Source organism: Kutzneria buriramensis, assembly GCF_003387475.1.
GTDB lineage: Bacteria > Actinomycetota > Actinomycetes > Mycobacteriales > Pseudonocardiaceae > Kutzneria > Kutzneria buriramensis.
The window spans coordinates 81,469-97,589 of the sequence record NZ_QUNO01000013.1; the positions used below are offsets into that span (position 1 = coordinate 81,469).

Sequence of the window (16,121 nt, forward strand, 5' to 3'; positions counted from 1 at the left end):
TCGTCGGCGGTCACGGACCGTGGTCGCCGTCCGGCGGCCGGGGCTCCCCGTCGCCGTCCGGATCGATCACCTCGATCATCTCCACCAGCATGCGCAGCCGTTCCGGGCTCATCCGGCCGGCCCGCATGGCGATCTTGCGCACCTGCTCGGCCCGCTCCGGCAGTTCCTCCGGGCGCTGCCCGGCGGCGTCGTCGGCCTCGGCCAGCAGCCAGGCCGCGGTGACCCGGGACGCGCCGTCGGGGCGGTGGTCGTCGAAGAACTTGGCGATCGCGCGGACCTTCTCCATGGTCGGATTGGCCCGGCCCTCGCGCACCTTCCACAGCGTCACCCGGGAGATGGACACGTTGTGCGTCGGGTCGTCGGTGATCGCCCGCGCCACCTCGGGCGTGGAGTACCGCACCGGACGGCCGCGCCGGTCCAGGGACTTGATCGTGGTGTCGAACAGCTGGTTCAGCCGACGGGCCAGCGCGGATTCCGGCAGGGGCGCGCCCTCGCTGCTCACATCCACGGTCCCTCCCCTCGTCGCAGGGATGCGATGTTAACCGTCCCGCCGCACCCTACTAACGGATGTCGGACAAAACCGATGTCAATAAACAGCGGTTAACTATAATATACGATTGTGGCGCGCGGGCGGGCCGCCTGCGGGGGTTGGCCCGCCCGCGCGGCCCCGCCGAACCCTCAGCCGTAGAGGGCGACGGTCGCCGCCGCCTTCTCCGCCAGGTAACCGCGAAGTTCTTGCGGGGCAACGACTTCCACGTCGGCGCTGAAGGCCAGCAACGCCTGGGCGGCGAGCGGCGACCGGAAGCTCAGCTCGACCACCGTCCATCCCGGCCCGTCGGCCGGCCTCGGGTCGACGGGCGCGAGGTCGGTGGCCTGCACGCGGAGGAACATCGCCAGGATCTCGTCGCGGACGCGCACGGTGACGGCCAGCGGCTTGGGCACCTCGTCGATGGCCCGGCGCAGGATGTCCCACACCGCCGCAAGTTCTACGCCGGGACGACGCTGCACTTGTTCGTTGAGGACAATCGCGGATCGGGTCCGGTCCGTGCGGAAGAGGCGGGGCTCGCCCTCGTGGTCGGCGACCAGGTACCAGACGCCCGCCTTGTTGACCAGCCCGTACGGGTCGAGGATGTAGGTCCGCACGCTGTTGTCCCGCCCGCGCCGATACCGCAGCCGCAGTCGCCGGTCACCGAACACGGCCTCCTGGAACGGGGTCAGATCGAGCTGCCCCGAATTGCCGAGCCAGCGCACGGGGTCGATGAGGATGCGGCGGCTGGTCAGATCGGCGTCGGGCCGGTGCGGCGCGGGCAGCGCCGCCATGACCTTGCGCAGCGCGGAGCCGAGGGCCTGCCCCAGCCCGAGATCGGCGTGAGCCGAGCCGGAAAGCAGGACAAAAAGGGCTTTTGACTCCTCGGCGGTCAGTCCGGTGACATCGGTCCGGTAGCCGGGCAGCAGCGCGATGCCGCCCTGCGGGCCGCGGACGGTGTAGACGGGCACGCCCGAGGTGGACAGCGCCTCGACGTCACGCATGATCGTGCGGACCGAGACCTCGAGGCGCTCGGCGAGATCCGCGGCGGGCAGCTGCCCGTGGGTCTGCAGGAGCAGCAGGATCGAGAGCAGCCGGTCGGATCTCATACGTATATGACACAGGATGTCATATAGCCACGCCAAGGTGGTCCTCGTCAGGCACCGAACGTGGAAGGAACCACCTGTCATGACCACTGCCAGCACCATCGCCACCGAGTACGCCCGCGCCTGGCTCGCCGGCGACGCCGAGAAGGCGCTGAGCTTCATCGCCGACGACATCGTGTGCGAGGCCCCGAGCGGCCGGATCACCGGCGCCGAGGGCTACCGCAACTTCCTGACGCCGTTCGTAACGGCGCTCGTCAGCGGCGAGCTGATCGACGTGCTGGCCGACGAGGAGCACGCGGCCACCGTCTACGTGGTGGAAACGCCGTTCGCCAAGGACTTCCGCGGCATGGAGTACATCACCGTGAAGGACGGCAAGATCGCGCACGTGGTCAGCGTCTTCGACCGCGCCCCGGCGCTGGCCGCCAAGGGCTGACCGACGCGGAGCCCCCGTGCCACCGAGGTGGCACGGGGGCTCCGGGCTTTGCTCAGAGCGCGTAGAAGTCGCTGTAGTGGTCCGGCGAGAACCACACCTGGCCGGAGTCCATGTCGACGACGATGCGCGCCGCGTCCCGGTGCGCGCCGCAGGAGCGCGGGTAGACGTCGAACTCCTGGAAGGAATCGCCGCTGGGCAGCTGGTTGTCGTCGTTGTAGTACGTGCCGCCGGCGTAGCTGCACTGGCCGTTCGGCCAGTCGTACCACCCGCGCTGGCTGGGGTAGCCCATGTCCGACCAGGTCGAGTTGGCCGACGCGGCGGCCGAGCAGCCGGAGATGTGGCAGGAGCTGTACACCGTCGCCTGGGCGGCCGGCGTGGTGACGACGGCCAGGCCCAGCATGGCGGTCAGGGTCGTCGCGGCCAGGGTGAGGCGCTTCGTCCAGGTCATGTGCGGTCGGTGGTTGGCGCGCACAGATCCTCCTTGTGTGCAGGGGAAAACGCCGCAGTGAAACCTGAGAGGTACTGCGGCTGGTCCGCCTGAACGGTATTCACGTTCCGCCGCCGGGCCAACCTTCCGCAATTGACAGTGCACTGACCGTTCTGTGAATCCGAAGATCCCTATTGGCGGCTATGTCCACTCTCGGGCGCGGCCGAAACCCTTGCGTGTGAACGCGTTCGGCGACTGTTCAACGCGCGTTCCGGGGCCCGCCAAGTCACACGAGATGGTGATCACGGCGTCACGCGCTGGAGGAGCGCCTGCAGGCGGCGCTGTTCGGCGTGGGTCAGCTCGTCGGTCATGGGCGCGAGCGCCCGTGCGACGTCGGAGCGGATGCGTTCGGCCAACTCGGCCCCGGCCGGCGTGATGAAGACGTCGACGGCGCGGCCGTCGTGCGGACTCGGGGCGCGCCTGAGCAGGCCGCGTTTCTCCGCGCGGCCGACCATTCCGGTCGTGCTCGACTTGTCGAGCCCGAGGTAGTCGGCGAGCGCCGTGACCCGCAGCCGGCGGTCCCAGAGGATCGCCAGCACACGCAGCAGGGTCAGCGACAGATCGTGCTCGGCGCAGATGCGGTTCAGCACGCCCATCGTCGCGAAGGCGCTCTGCACCAGCGTGTCGACCAGCTCGTCCGGCTGCAGCGAACGCGTCCCGGCTTCCGTTTCCGACATGGCGACAGCCTAGTTGACTTCGGTGGTAGTACCAACTAATTTAGATGGTACTACAAACTACCTGCGACGGGGGGACCACCATGAAAGCCGCTGTTGTCACCGCATTCGACCAGCCGCCGCGCTACGCCGACTTCCCCATGCCGACCGCCGCCGGCCCGCACGAGCAGCTGGTCGACGTGCTCGCCGCCGGGTTGCACCCGCGTGTGCGGTCGCAGGCCGACGGCACGCACTACACCAGCACCGGCGAACTGCCGTTCGTGCCCGGCGTCGACGGCGTCGGCCGCTGCGCGGACGGGACGCTGCGCTACTTCCTGCTCGGCGACACGACCGTCGGCTCGATGGCCGAGCAGACGGTGATCGACGTCAGCCGCAGCATCGCGCTACCCGAGGGCGCCGACCCCGTCTCGGTTGCCGCCGCCGCGAATCCCGCGCTGGCGTCGTGGATGGCGCTGCGCCGGCGGATCGAGAGCAAGCCGGGCCAGCACGTGCTGATCCTCGGCGCCACCGGCAACGCCGGCCGGATGGCCGTGCAGGTCGCCAAGCTGCTCGGCGCGGACAGTGTCGTCGCCGCCGGCCGCGATCGCCGGCGCCTCGCCGAACTCCCCGCCACCGACACGGTTTCGCTGGCCGACGCCGACCAACTCGGCAAGGTCGCCGCCGATGTCGACGTGGTGCTGGACTTCGTCTGGGGCCAGCCCGCCGCCGACGCCATGACCGCCCTGATCACCGCCCGCCCCGACCGCGGCCGGCCGCTGTCCTGGGTCCAGATCGGCGCCGTCGCCGGTGCCACCGCGCCGATCCCGTCCGCCGCGCTGCGCGCCGCGCGGTTGCAGATCGTCGGCAGCGGCCAGGGCTCCCTCGGCAAGCGCGAATACCTCGCCGAACTTCCCGCCCTCATCGAGGAAATCGGCAACGGGAAACTCCAGATCGACGCGAAACCGGTACCGCTGACGGACGTCGAGAACGCGTGGCGCAGCACGGAACGCACCGTGCTCATCCCAGGTGCGTGAGTCGCGGCCACAGCTGCGGCCATGACATCGTCAGCCCCTCGCACACGACGATCGGGTCGCGCTGGGCCTGGTTGACGACGTCCGACCCCATCTGGACGGCGCCGACCGTCGTGCAGCGGGCGAAGCCCGGGGCCAGCAGCTCGGGGCGGATCCCCACCGCCACAACGATGTTCGCCGACGACGGCGGCATCCAGGTCGCCAACTCGTTGTGCCCGCTGTACACATCGGGCAGGCCGTACTCGTGCTGCCAGCGCGCGAGGGCGCCGGCCTCGCCGTAGTCCTGGGCCAGCAGCACCGCCGACTGCCGCTGGTCCGGCGGCAGCGCCGACACCACGCCGGCCACCTGACGTGCGAGATCGGGCCAGCCCATGCTGTCCCGGGTCTCGATGTCGACGACCGGGATCGGCGTCCGCGCCACCAGCGACGCCGGCACCACGGGCAGCATCAGCACCACGGAGATCGCCGCATTCAGGGCCAGCGCCCAGCCGACCGTGCGCCGCCGGAACGAGTCCAGCTGGACGCAGCCGGCGGCGAACAGCACCAGCACCAGCGCCGCCGGGTAGTCCAGGCGGCCGCCGGTCACGAAGACGACCGCAAGCACGACCGGGTAGCTCACGGCCACCGCACGGACCGGCCGCCACCCAGGGCGGCGGAGCAAGCCGACCAGGCCGGCCAGCCAGATCGGCGCCAGCGGCAGGCCCAGCACGGCCAGCTGTCCCGGCAGCAGGAAGAGTCGGTTGCGGTCGCCGTTGCCGTCGGCGCTGAGCGCTTTGGCCATGCTGAGCTGGGGCCAGCCGTGCGTCGCCTGGTAGATGATGTTGGGCGCGCCGATTACCAGCGCGATGGCCACCGCCGCGAGCAGCCAACGGTTGACGAGCAGCCGGCGCGGTCCGACGAGGGCCAGGCCGACCAACAGGCCGCCGCACAGGAGCAGCACCAGGTACTTGTTGTACAGCGCGAGTCCGACCGCAATGCCGGCGAAGACCCACCAGCGGCCGGCCCTGCGGAGCAGCGCGCGCAGCACGAACAGCGTGACGACCTCCCAAGCGACGAGGTCGAGGCTCGACGTGAGCAGGGTGTGCCCGACCAGCAGGACGAAGGACGAGCCGGCCGCGCCCAGGGCGGCGACGACCTGCGCTCGCGTCGAGCCGCCCAGCTCCGCGGTAATCATCGCGGTGAGGATGACCACCGCCGCGGCGCACAGCGCGGCCGGCACCCTGATGCCTACCGGCGTGTCGCCGAGGAGGTGCGTCGAGAGGCCGGCGAGCAGCGGCGTCAGTGGCGGCTGGTCGACGTAGCCGACCGCGGGGTGCGCGCTCAGCATCCGGAAGTACAACTCGTCGCGGTAGTAGCCGTAGCGCGATGCGCAGGCGATCAGCGTGACCAACACGCCCACCGCCACCGCGACGACGCCCGGCCAGGCCGTCCGCGTCGGGGCGGGCCAGGGCGGAGCGCCCCGCACCGGTGTTCGAACGTCGAGCGTTGCCTGGCTCATCGTGCCTCCCGAGTGCCGCACCGCCAGCTATACACTCGGAGTATACATACAGTTTATAGTTGCATTTGTGCAGGTCAGAGACTTGAGGGCGGTTACGAGATCAGAAAGGCGGGTACGAGCTGCGCAGCCGGCGAAGCCCTCGACGGCGCTGCGCCCGCCGGTGTCGAGCCGACGATCACGCCCCGCTCGTCGCGGAGCAGGACCCCGCCGGGGGCGGGCACCACCTTGCCGTCGGTGGCGGCGGCCAGGGCGTTGAAGAACTCGGGGAACCGTGCCGCCGCGCCGGCGACGCCCCGCGAGCTGAAGCCGAGGCCGAGGGCGCCCCAGGCCTTCCCGGTGGCGATCTGCGGCCGGGCGATGCCCGAGCCGGACTGCCGGTACAGCACGACGGCGTGACCGCCCGCGTCGAGGCGGCGATGCTCGACCTGCTGGGCAAGCTCGGGGACGTGCCGGCGCAGCTGTTCACCGACCTTTTCGAGCTGGTGGCCCAGAACGACCTCGCCGTCGCCCTGCTCGACGAGCCGCTGTCGGGTGGCGGGCCCGACGACAGCCAGGTCTGCCGGTGGTCCCTCGACCCAGCGGCCCGTGCGCGCTACCCGGTCGACGCCCAACCGGGCGTGTCCCGTTTCTACGTCGCCGATCTGCGAGCCGCGAGCGGCCGATACCAGCGTGTCACCCGGTTCATCTCGCGACTTCGTAGCCGTAGCATCGAATTCTCCGATCTGTGGGACTCCGCCGCGGTGCGGGTTCGGCGGTCCGGCGAGCATCAGGTGCTGCACCCCAGCGTCGGGCTCATCGAGCTGGAGTGCACCGGCATGCTCAGCGAGGACGGCCGGCACCGGCGTGTCTGGTACTCGCCCCGGGTCGGCGGCGAAACCGCCCAGCGGCTGCAACTCCTCGGCGAGGACGGCCGGCACCGGCGTGTCTGGTACTCGCCCCGGGTCGGCGGCGAAACCGCCCAGCGGCTGCAACTCCTCGGCGTAGTGGGGACGACGTCATTTCGTAGGTAGAGCCGGGCCTTTCGTGTCGAACTGCCCTTGCCCGTGTGGGCGGTGTGCCATGGTGCGGGCCATGACTGTTTCGGCGCGCGCGAAGTGGTTGGCCGTCGCGATCAGCTGCGTGGTGGCCGGGTCGGTGTGGGTCGGCGTCAGCCAGGGGGCGCCGACCGTGGCGGTCGGGTCGTACGACACCACCGCGCAGTTGTTCGCCACCGTCGCCGGTCCCGGCTCCGGGCCGTTCGGCACCAGCCTGGAAGGCGCCGCCTTCGACAAGGACGGGCACTTCTACTTCGTCAACACCACGGCGTCGCCCGGTGAGCCGAAGCTGATGGGTCTGGACCTGGCCACCCGCAAGGTCAGCACCCTGTACACCGATTCGACCAGCATGCTCAACTGCATCGGCTTCGACCCGCACGGGACGATGTACCTGTGTGACCTCAAGGGGCAGAAGGTCGTCAGCTTCGATCGCGCCAGCCATGCGTTGACCGATGTGCTGACGTCGGTGGGCGGCACCCCGTTCGTGCCCAACGACCTGACGTTCGATCCGGCGGGCACCATGTACGTCACCGACTACCAGGACACGACCGGCCGGATCATCCAGGTCGACGCGAACGGCGCCAAGGCCCCGGTGACCGGCCTGAACCATCCCAACGGCATCACCATGAACGGCGACCACACCGCGTTGTGGATCGACGAGGATCTGTCCGGCACCCTCGACCACGTCGCCTGGCAGCTGTCGTCGCCGGCGTCGACGACACTGGCGGCCACGCTGCACAAGGCGGCGTACCTGAGTCTTGGCGCCAATGCGTACGCGGATTCGCTGACGGTGGATGGCCAGGGCAACGTGTACATGGCGGTCTACGGCACCGGGGAGGTGCTGGAGTTCAACGCTGCCGGCGTTCAGGTCGGCAAGGTGGTGTTCCCGGAGAGTGCGCCGAAGGTGACGCATGTGGCGATCCAGCCCGGGACGCGGAAGGCGTTCGCGACGGCGTCCGGGCCCGGGGGCGGGTATGTCTTCACGTTCCCCGCGCTGGCGGCCGCTCCGGCGGGAATGCCGAACGGCGGTTAGTGGGCGGAGGAAATCCCTCGACAGTTTCCCCCTCCCCTGCCACAGTCCCCCCATGCCCGCCGACCTCGGCCCCGCCGAACTCCGCCAGATGCAGCACCTCGCCCAGCAGGTCACGGCCCTGCGCCCCGACCTGCTCAACGGCGACGCGACGATCGGCGAGCTGGCCTGGGTCTGGGCCAAGGACGTCGACGCCCTCGGCCACTCCTGGCGTCACCGCTTCTGGCACACGAACGGGCAACTCACAGCTTGGGGGTGGGCATGGCTCCCCCACGACGGCACGACAACGGCGAACCTGCTCTGGCAGACGCACCCCGATCACCCGGAACTCCTCCCCGAGATCCTCGACTGGTACGACGCCACCGCCGGCGACGTCGTAAGACACCTGACGATCCAGCAGGCGGACACCCACGCGCAGAACCACGTCGCCGCTCACGGCTACACCCTCGACGAGGACGACAAGTCCTGGGTGCAGTGGAACACCCGCGACCTCACCGACGTGCCGCAACCCGTCCTACCCGAGAACTACCGGTTCCGAACCGCCGCGGACGTCCCGATCACCGACGCGGTCCAGGCACACATGAACGCGTGGCCGAAGTCCCGCCTCACCGACAAAGCCTTCGCGAAAGTCCAGGAGACCTGGCCCTACCGCCCCGATCTGCACGTCCTGATCGAGGCCCCCGACGGCACCCTCGCCGCATCGGCCATCACCTGGTTCGACGAAACGACGCGAACGGCCGAGTTCGAACCGGTTGGCACACACCAGAACTTCCGCCGCAAGGGCCTGGGCACCGCCTTGCAGCTGTACGGCATGCAACTCGCCAAGAACGCCGGCGCGACCCGGATGTTCGTCGCCTGTGCCGGCGAGCCGACGAACACCGCCGCCCGCGCCATGTACTACGGCGTCGGCTTCCGACCCATCACCCGCGACCTGCCGCAGATCAAGAATGCGGCGGCACCAACCGGTAGATAGCGCCCGCCTGATCGTCGCTGACGTACACGGCGTGATCCGGCCCGAGCACCGCATCCACCGGCCGCCCCCACCGCGACCCGTCGACGGCCTGGAAGCCCCCGACCAGGGTCTGCTGCTTGCCCAGATCCCCGTTCGCCCACGGGAAGAACGACACCTCCGGCGCCCGCGGCGGCGAGGCGTTCCACGAGCCGTGCACGCCGATCAGCGCCCCGTGGGCGTACTCCCCGGGCAGTCCACCATCCACAAAGGACATCCCCAACGGCGCGGAGTGCGCGCCGAGCGACTGCTCCAGCCGCGGCAGCTTGGTGCAGTCGAGCCTCGAACCGTCCTTGTTCGTCTCCACGTCCCGCGTGAACGGCACGTTCGACGGATTCTGCGGGCTGCCCTTCACGCCGGGATTCACATCGGCGTCGGGATTGCAGTACGGCCACCCCAGATTGCGCCCCTGGGTGAGCTTCGCGAGCGGCTCGACGGGGTGATCACGCACGTAGTCGGGGATCACCTCCCCCTGCGACGGCCCGTCCGAGCCCCCATACGGCTGGTCGAACGGATACGCGATGTTGTCCCGGTTGTTCACGGCCGTCCACACCGCCCCGTCCGGCGCGATCGCCAGCCCGGTGCCGTTCCGGACACCGACCGCGAACGGCTCCGCCGGCCCGCCGCCGGGCGGAACCCGCAGAATCGACGCCCGCGGGGGATTCGCGGTGAGATCGTCGGGCGACACATTGCCCGTCGAACCGACGGACACGTACACCGAGCCGTCATGCCCCACCACGACGGTCTTCAACGCGTGGGCGTAAGCACCGCCCAACTCCGGGCTCTTGGCATCCGGCAAACCGGTCAGAATCGGCTTCGGATCCTTCGCGACACCCGAAGCGTACGTGTAGACGTCCACGCGATCGCTCTGGGCGAGGTACAGCTTCGACCCGACGAACGTCAGCCCGTGCGGCTGGTTCAGTCCGCTCAGCAGCACGGACTGCTTCCCGTCGGACGTCAACCGCACCACCGTGCCGTTCCCCGGGACCGACACGAGCAGGTCGCCGTCCGGCGCCCACGCCTCGAGCCGCGCGTACGGCACCCGCGCGAACACCGACATCGTCCAGCCCTGCGGCACGAGCACCTGCCGCTGCGTGTCGAACGGCGCGGTGTCCAATCCGGCCGGCACCGTGAGGTTCACCCGGACGAGGCTCGCCGGCGCGGCGGCCGACGGCGCCGGCCCGGCACTCGAGCCCGAGCAGGCGCTCAACAGCAGAATCGCGGCCAGTGCGAGTGCGGCGACGCGTCGGATAGTCATGCCGGCCCTTCCGTCACGGGTCCAGCATCCCACCGTACCGACGACTAGTGCGGCAACGACGCCACGCCGGGCGCCCGGTGCCAGATCGCATTCTTCAGCGCGAGGACGGTGGCGAACCACTCCCGGGCCTCGTTCACGAACAGGTTGACCCCACCGCAGGCGCACTGCGCGTTCACGCCGTCGGCGTCCATGCCGAGGCTCCGGCACAGCGACACCGCCCGCGGCAGGTGGTAAGGCTGCGTCACCAGCAACGCCCGCCGCAGGCCGTACACCTGCACGGCGCGGGCGCAGGTGTCGTACGTGTCCACGCCGTACGGATCGACGACGACCTCGGCCATCGGCACGCCGTGGGTGAGCAGGTACGACGTCATGGCCCTGGTCTCGTTGCCGGAGCTCCCCGCGGCGTTGCCGGACACCAGCACCGACCGCACCTTGCCGGCCTTGACCAGGGCGATCGTGGTCTCCAGCCGCCCCGTGAGGTACGGGGTCTTCGTCTCCGCGCCGAACACCACCGCCACCGGCGCGTCGGGGGCATCCGCCACGTCGAACCGATGCCCGCCGGAGGCGACGTATGTCCAGGTCACGCCCGTGCCGGTGAGCAGGACGGCCGCCACGAGGGCGGCCGTCCCGATCCACAGTGCACGTCGGAGCCAGCGGCGGCGTGGCTTCTCATCCCCCACGCCACCATGGAATCACAGGCTCAGGTGCAGGTCAGCGTGGGCACCGCCCAGTCGGCATGATCCAGTCCATTGCCGTCGCCGCCGTCGCCGACCTGGAGGTCGAGCACCTGGCCGCCGGTCACCGGCACGTCGATCGCCGCCGCCGGCTGGCCTCCCTTCATCACGGGCGTGGTCACCAGTGTCTTGCCGTCCACCACCACCGCGAACGTCACCGTCCCGTTGTTGCCGGCCTCGGCGTCGACTCCGACGAACCCCGTCAACCGGGTGCACTTGCCGGCCAAGTAGACCTGCACGTCGCTCACCGCGTTGGTGCCAAGGCCCTTGGCGTACACCACGCCGCCGACGGTGATGGGCTTTCCGTCGCCGGCGGCGGCCTCGCCGTTGCTGGTGTCCCGCTCGACCGGACCCCAGCCGTTGGTGGCGGCCAGGAACGGCAGGCTGCTCACGGCGACCTGGCCGCTCGGCGGCGGCGCGGGCACCGCCCCGACGATCCGCTCATCGCTGACGGATTCGCGGCCCCACTTGGCGGTCACCTTCAACGCCGCCGGGGTCAGCGTCCCGGACGTCGCGGTCACCGGCCACGAGAAGGTGTCGCCGTTGCGGCTGACCGCACCGACGGTCCAGCCGCTCGGTGCCGTCAGAGTCGCCGACACATCGCGACCACATCCCTGGACGGTCGCGGTGGCGGTGAACTGCTGGCCGCTGGACGCGGTGTCCGGCACGTGCAGGGCAACCGACGAGCGCGGCGCCGGTGGGACGGCGTACTTCCGCGGGTCGTAGCCCGGCGAGTAGTTCTGCCGCACGGTGAGCGGCGAGGCGTAGCTGCCGTAGTCGGTCAGCGACACCTGGCCGAGCCCGCCGGTGCTGCCGTCGAGGTCCCACACCGCGATGGCGATCGTGTTGTCCCCATTGGGATTGAGCACGCCGTTGGGGATCGGGAAGCTGTGCTCGGGCCCGAGGTAGTTGATGTACTGCCCCATCTGCCAGCCGTTGACGAAGATCAGCGCCCGGTACTGGCGGGACGGGTCGTCGGTGATGTTGATGCCCACCGAGGTGTCCTGACCCCGCGGCAGATCGAGCCGGACATCGGTGCGGTACCAGGAAACCCCGGGCGTGGTGTCCTTGGCCGGCAACGACACCGTCTGCCACGAGCGGTCCGGGTAGCCGGGCAGCGACTCGCCGGTGCGCTCGCCGTACAGGCCGCCGGTGTTGAGCGGCCCCCGCACCTGGTCCAGGCCGTTCGCGCCCTGCAACCGCCAGGTGATGGACGTCAGCGGCGAGCCGGTGATCCGGGCGCCGATGAGGCCGCGGGCGGCCTTGTTCCCATTCGACGCCCCGTAGTCCTCGTCGTGTCCCATGTCGACGGTCAGCACCGACACCTCGTTGTCGCCCTTGCGAGCGACTCCGGCCGGGAAGGTGAAGGTGTGCTGGGTGTCGGTCGAGCTGCCGACGAAGGTCCCGTTCAGCCACACCGAGACCGCGCCGGCGTTGCCGCCGCTCTGCGACGACAGCGTGATCCCGGACTGGGTGCCGTCACCGGTGAACCTGCCGCGATACCAGGTGTTTCCGGTGTGGAAGCCGTAGTCGTCGGCGAACAGCACCGGCAGCGAGCCCAGCGCGGTGCTGCTGTTGGTGGTCATCTTGTCCGCGACCGGCCAGCGCGAGTCGTCGAAGCCGGGCTGACTCTCCGGCGACTCCTGCTGGTGCTTCCAGTCGGTCAGCGCCGGCAACGTCACCGGCTTGGCCACCGGCAGCACCGCCGTGCGGCTGCCGCTGGACGTCACGTGGGACTGCACCGAGCGGCCGTTCCACGTGATGTCCGAGGCAGTGCTGAACACCTCGACCGCACCGTTGGTGTCGGTGTCGCCGGTCAGATCCAGCGCGCGGCCGTGAGCGGTAGCCGTCCGCAGCAGATGGGTGCCACGCACCAGCACTGGACCCGAAGCGGTGTCCTGGCGCCAGAAGGTCTCGGCGGTTGTCTTGTCCCCCAGCAGAAGCAGCAGCGGCCGCGCGCCCGGCTCGGTGACCAGCACCCGCGTGAGGCCATTGTGGACGTAGTCCAGTCGAAGATCCCCACGGCTGGCGTCCCAAGCACTGGTGGCGGAGCCGTCCAGCACCTTCACCGTCGGCTGCTTCGCGTACCGCAGCACGGTTTCCCCGGACTGACCGGCGTCCCCGTACAGCACCGCGACGTCCTGGCCGCCGATGGTGGCGTTGGTCATGATCTCGGACGTCGAGTACTGCAGGTGCGACTGCCCGAGGTCGTAGCCGGCGACGATGATCTTCGACTCGCGGCCGTTCAGAGTGATGTCGCCCTGTTGCGGCACCGACGGGTAGTAGTCGGCGGTCCCGGCGGACAGCAGGTCGACCGCGTCGACCACCACGAACGTCCCGGACGCCGACGGGTTCTTCTGCCCGGTGACGACGATCTTCAGCGTGTGCGGACCGGCGGCCAGGCCACGCACCTCGTAGCCGGTCAGCTGGTTCTGCTTGGACGCCGAGTACAGGTCCACGGTGCCGACCTTGGCGCCGTCCAGGTAGACGTCGGCGATGCCGTGGTTGCCGTCCTTGGACGTGATCCAGCGGATTCCGGGGCCGGTGAAGGGAATGCTCACGCTGTCGCCGGTCGTGTCGGAGAACGACTCGGTGTGCTGGTAGTCGCCGCCGGTGTAGTTCTGCTCGGGGCCGACATGGCTCCACGAGCCCGTGTACGCCAGGGCGGACGCCGGGTCGTCATACGTGTAGCCGGAATGCGCGGCGAGGTCCAACGCGAGGTGCGTGTTGTCCGTGGCGTTCGACGTGGAATCGCCGTGCCGCAACGTGTGGAACTGCGTGCGGGTGTCCGGGTTGATCCGGGCGGTGTCGGTCAGGGCCGGGTCCGTCAGCGTCGCCGAGCCGAGCCCGTCGGTCTTGGTCAGCGGCGCCACGGACTGCGTGAACTCGCCGATCAGCTTGTCCTCGTAGTACTTCGGGTCCAGCTGCCGGCTCTCGGTGATTGCCGCGCCGTAGTCGTAGGACGTGTAGTTCTGCGGGATCGCGCTCCAGCCCCAGGACGTGCCGCCGTAGAGCATGTAGAAGCTCTGCGCGGTCGCGCCGGCGGCGATGTTCTGCTTGTAGAACACGTTCGCGAACTGGTCGTTGATCAGCTGCCCGCACTTGGCGTAGCCCGGCCCGCCCCACGGGTCGAACGCGCCGCCCTGGAACTCGGGCGTGTACAAAGGCTTTCCGGCCGGGTGGTCGTAGCTGATGTCCGGCACGCCGTTCCACTTGGTCGGGTTCGAGCAGTCGAAGCCCTGCGGGTACGAGTCGGGGCCGTCCACGTCCAGCGCGGCCGCGCCCGAGTTGAAGGTGCCGTTGTTGTTGCCGGTCAGCGGAACCGTGATGCCGTCGGCGCGGGCCTTGTCCTCCAGGTGCTTCATGTACGCGCGGCCGGCGTCGCTGCCGTTGTAGTACTCGTTCTCCACCTGGTAGGCGATCACGCTGCCGCCGCCGTCGGTGAGCTGATGGCGCTTGAGGATGCCGTCGATCTGCGACTGCCACTCGTCGGAGTAGGCCAGGTAGGTCGGGTCGGCCGAGCGGGTGTGCCCCGGCGTGGTGGACAGCCAGGTCGGGAAGCCGCCGCCGTCGACCTCGGCGTTGATGTACGGCCCGGGCCGCGCGATCACGTAGAGGCCGGCGCGCTGGGCCATGTCCAGGACTTCGTCGATGTCGCGGACGCCGCTGTAGTCGTACACGCCCTGCGCCGAGGACTGGTAGCCCCAGTCGAAGTACAGCGAGGTGGCGTTGAAGCCGGCCGCCTTCATCTTCTGGAAGATGTCCAGCCACAGGTCCGGGCTGGGCAGCCGGTAGTAGTGGAACTCGCCGGACCACAGGTAGGTCCGGTTGCCGTCGATCATGAACGAGTAGCCGTCGTACGTGACGGTGTGCGTGGCTCGGGCGGCCGGCGCCGCCGAGACGGGTCCCCCGGCCGTCACGAGGCCGGTCAGCGCGAGCGCGACACCGCTGAGCAAGGCCAGCAGTGATCGTCTCCAGGACGGTGGACGACGGCGTAAGCGCATGACGGACCTCCTGGGGTGCCACTTCGCACGGAAAGCAGCACGAAAGCTAAGCAATCCAGCAGAGTCGGTCAAGACTAAACACACATTCACACTCTCGAACCTGTCGAAAATCGGACATTCGCGGCCACCCCATGACGTCCCGCGCCCTGCTAGCTTCGGCGACGATGCCGAAACTGATCACCGCTCTCGTCGCGGCGCTGGCCCTCGTGCTCACCGCCGCGCCCGCGGCGGCCACCAGCTGCGAGTGCGCCACCCCGTCCATCGATCGGTACCAGCAGTGGCTCGCCTCCGGCGAGGGAACCACCGTGCCGACGACCGGCAGCCTGCTCGTCCCCGACGATCACGGTTACGCCGCAAGGGTGACGTTCCTGAACGCCGAGTGGCACGTGATCGTCGTGTGGCTCGGCAACCAGTTCGACGCGCAGGCCGACCTGTCGCGGTCGGCCGGCTTCTGGCTCACCTACCGCGCCACCGACGACCTCTACGTCCAGCTGCGGCCGGCGTCGCACTGGAGCGGCGGCGACAAGTGGCTCACCCGCATCCCGTCCACCGGCGGCCGGCTCGTGAGCCGGTTCTTCAGCTTCGCCCCGGACAAGTGGACCTGGCTACCCGAACTGGGCCAGCCGGCCTACTCGTTCGCGTCGGCGCTGACCGAGGCGCGGGGGCTGGTGTTCGTCGGCAAGACGCCGAACGTCCTCGCCTTCACCGGACTGCGCGTGGACGGCTACCGGCCGCCATGCGTCAGCGACGCCGGCACGCGGTAGTCCGGCTGGCCGTCCTTGGCCAGCACCCAGTGCGAGTCGACAACCGCCCGGTAGAGCCGCATACCGCTGTCGCCGCGCACGTCCTCGCTCGTCCACACGTGCCCGCCGTGGCCGACGGAGCGTTGCGAGAACACCCCCATGCCGGGCGCGGTCGCATCGTCCTCGACCTGCGCGGCCGTGCCGGACATGTACACGCCCTGGCCGGCGCCGATCGCGACCTGTGAGTCGAAGACCGAGATGCCCACCTCGGGCCGCACCTCGATGTTGCGGGAGTGCTGCGTGTCGGGCCTGGAGATCCAGAAGAACTCGGTGAAGTCCCGGTGCGCGAAGTACACGGGCGAGCTCCACGGCCGCCCCGCCGCGTCCGCCGTCGCCAGCACCAGGTAGCGGTTCTCCTCGATGATCTCCCGGACGATCCGCGCCTCGGACCCGAACGCGCTCATGCCACCCTCCCCGGCTCGCCCGCCCACCGTACTCGACGAGTCGGGCGTTGCCTTCCCGGCGATCAGGCAATACGGTGGGGTCCGAACTAGAACACGTTACAGTTTTCGGGT

The 16,121-nt window shown here is 69.8% G+C and carries 16 protein-coding genes; 6 read left to right on the top strand and 10 right to left on the bottom strand.

Annotated features, from left to right (window positions below; translation table 11 throughout):
• Window positions 1–10: 10 nt before the first annotated feature.
• Complete coding sequence (locus BCF44_RS34030; protein ID WP_116178558.1) at window positions 11–508, bottom strand: hypothetical protein; 498 nt, start codon at window positions 506–508, stop codon at window positions 11–13.
• Window positions 509–678: 170 nt separating this feature from the next.
• Window positions 679–1,635 (bottom strand): helix-turn-helix transcriptional regulator, encoded by a 957-nt coding sequence (locus tag BCF44_RS34035; protein WP_116178559.1) that lies wholly within the window; start codon window positions 1,633–1,635, stop codon window positions 679–681.
• A gap of 79 nt (window positions 1,636–1,714) precedes the next feature.
• Here BCF44_RS34035 and BCF44_RS34040 point away from each other — a divergent pair, with 79 nt between their 5' ends.
• On the top strand, window positions 1,715–2,065 hold the full coding sequence (locus BCF44_RS34040; protein ID WP_116178560.1) for a nuclear transport factor 2 family protein: 351 nt from the start codon (window positions 1,715–1,717) through the stop codon (window positions 2,063–2,065).
• Window positions 2,066–2,117: 52 nt separating this feature from the next.
• Here the strand turns inward: BCF44_RS34040 and BCF44_RS34045 are convergent, their stop codons facing one another.
• Window positions 2,118–2,513 carry a ribonuclease domain-containing protein gene (locus BCF44_RS34045; RefSeq protein WP_116178561.1) on the bottom strand — a complete coding sequence of 132 codons (396 nt, stop codon included), beginning with the start codon at window positions 2,511–2,513 and terminating at the stop codon, window positions 2,118–2,120.
• Window positions 2,514–2,794: 281 nt separating this feature from the next.
• A complete protein-coding gene (locus BCF44_RS34050; protein ID WP_116178562.1) occupies window positions 2,795–3,229 on the bottom strand; it encodes a MarR family winged helix-turn-helix transcriptional regulator in 435 nt (144 codons plus the stop codon).
• 80 nt (window positions 3,230–3,309) lie between these two features.
• Here BCF44_RS34050 and BCF44_RS34055 point away from each other — a divergent pair, with 80 nt between their 5' ends.
• Window positions 3,310–4,239, top strand: coding sequence for a quinone oxidoreductase family protein (locus BCF44_RS34055; RefSeq protein ID WP_116178563.1), 930 nt, complete (start codon window positions 3,310–3,312; stop codon window positions 4,237–4,239).
• Here BCF44_RS34055 and BCF44_RS34060 read toward each other — a convergent pair.
• Both BCF44_RS34060 and BCF44_RS34065 read right to left on the bottom strand, forming a co-directional pair.
• The gene (locus tag BCF44_RS34060) at window positions 4,223–5,734 is read right to left on the bottom strand and encodes a glycosyltransferase family 39 protein (protein WP_116178564.1); all 1,512 of its coding nucleotides are present in this window, start codon (window positions 5,732–5,734) and stop codon (window positions 4,223–4,225) included. The two genes, BCF44_RS34055 and BCF44_RS34060, sit on opposite strands and share 17 nt — an antisense overlap.
• A 92-nt stretch (window positions 5,735–5,826) precedes the next feature.
• On the bottom strand, window positions 5,827–6,225 hold the full coding sequence (locus BCF44_RS34065; RefSeq protein WP_246015946.1) for a GlcG/HbpS family heme-binding protein: 399 nt from the start codon (window positions 6,223–6,225) through the stop codon (window positions 5,827–5,829).
• On the opposite strand from BCF44_RS34065, the gene BCF44_RS57935 reads away from it, so the two are divergent.
• The 3 genes from BCF44_RS57935 (at window position 6,127) to BCF44_RS34080 (ending at window position 8,771) form a co-directional block, all read left to right on the top strand.
• Entirely contained in the window at window positions 6,127–6,744 is a 618-nt protein-coding gene (locus BCF44_RS57935) for an MmyB family transcriptional regulator (RefSeq protein WP_246015904.1), read from the top strand. The genes BCF44_RS34065 and BCF44_RS57935 overlap by 99 nt on opposite strands.
• A gap of 61 nt (window positions 6,745–6,805) precedes the next feature.
• Window positions 6,806–7,801, top strand: coding sequence for an SMP-30/gluconolactonase/LRE family protein (locus BCF44_RS34075; protein WP_147328729.1), 996 nt, complete (start codon window positions 6,806–6,808; stop codon window positions 7,799–7,801).
• A gap of 52 nt (window positions 7,802–7,853) precedes the next feature.
• Window positions 7,854–8,771, top strand: coding sequence for a GNAT family N-acetyltransferase (locus BCF44_RS34080; protein WP_116178568.1), 918 nt, complete (start codon window positions 7,854–7,856; stop codon window positions 8,769–8,771).
• Here the strand turns inward: BCF44_RS34080 and BCF44_RS34085 are convergent.
• From BCF44_RS34085 to BCF44_RS34095, 3 genes are read right to left on the bottom strand one after another with little or no spacing between them, the layout of a single operon-like run.
• The gene (locus BCF44_RS34085; protein WP_116178569.1) at window positions 8,740–10,065 is read right to left on the bottom strand and encodes a PQQ-dependent sugar dehydrogenase; all 1,326 of its coding nucleotides are present in this window, start codon (window positions 10,063–10,065) and stop codon (window positions 8,740–8,742) included. The genes BCF44_RS34080 and BCF44_RS34085 overlap by 32 nt on opposite strands.
• A 44-nt stretch (window positions 10,066–10,109) precedes the next feature.
• Window positions 10,110–10,745 (bottom strand): SanA/YdcF family protein, encoded by a 636-nt coding sequence (locus BCF44_RS34090; RefSeq protein ID WP_116178570.1) that lies wholly within the window; start codon window positions 10,743–10,745, stop codon window positions 10,110–10,112.
• 20 nt (window positions 10,746–10,765) lie between these two features.
• Window positions 10,766–14,803, bottom strand: a complete 4,038-nt coding sequence (locus BCF44_RS34095) for a beta-galactosidase (protein WP_116178571.1) — start codon at window positions 14,801–14,803, stop codon at window positions 10,766–10,768.
• Between the two features lie 164 nt (window positions 14,804–14,967).
• Between BCF44_RS34095 and BCF44_RS34100 the strand changes: the two genes are divergently transcribed.
• The gene (locus BCF44_RS34100; protein WP_116178808.1) at window positions 14,968–15,567 is read left to right on the top strand and encodes a hypothetical protein; all 600 of its coding nucleotides are present in this window, start codon (window positions 14,968–14,970) and stop codon (window positions 15,565–15,567) included.
• On the opposite strand, the gene BCF44_RS34105 is transcribed toward BCF44_RS34100, so the two are convergent.
• Entirely contained in the window at window positions 15,528–16,010 is a 483-nt protein-coding gene (locus tag BCF44_RS34105) for a pyridoxamine 5'-phosphate oxidase family protein (RefSeq protein ID WP_116178572.1), read from the bottom strand. The two genes, BCF44_RS34100 and BCF44_RS34105, sit on opposite strands and share 40 nt — an antisense overlap.
• Between the last annotated feature and the right edge of the window lie 111 nt (window positions 16,011–16,121).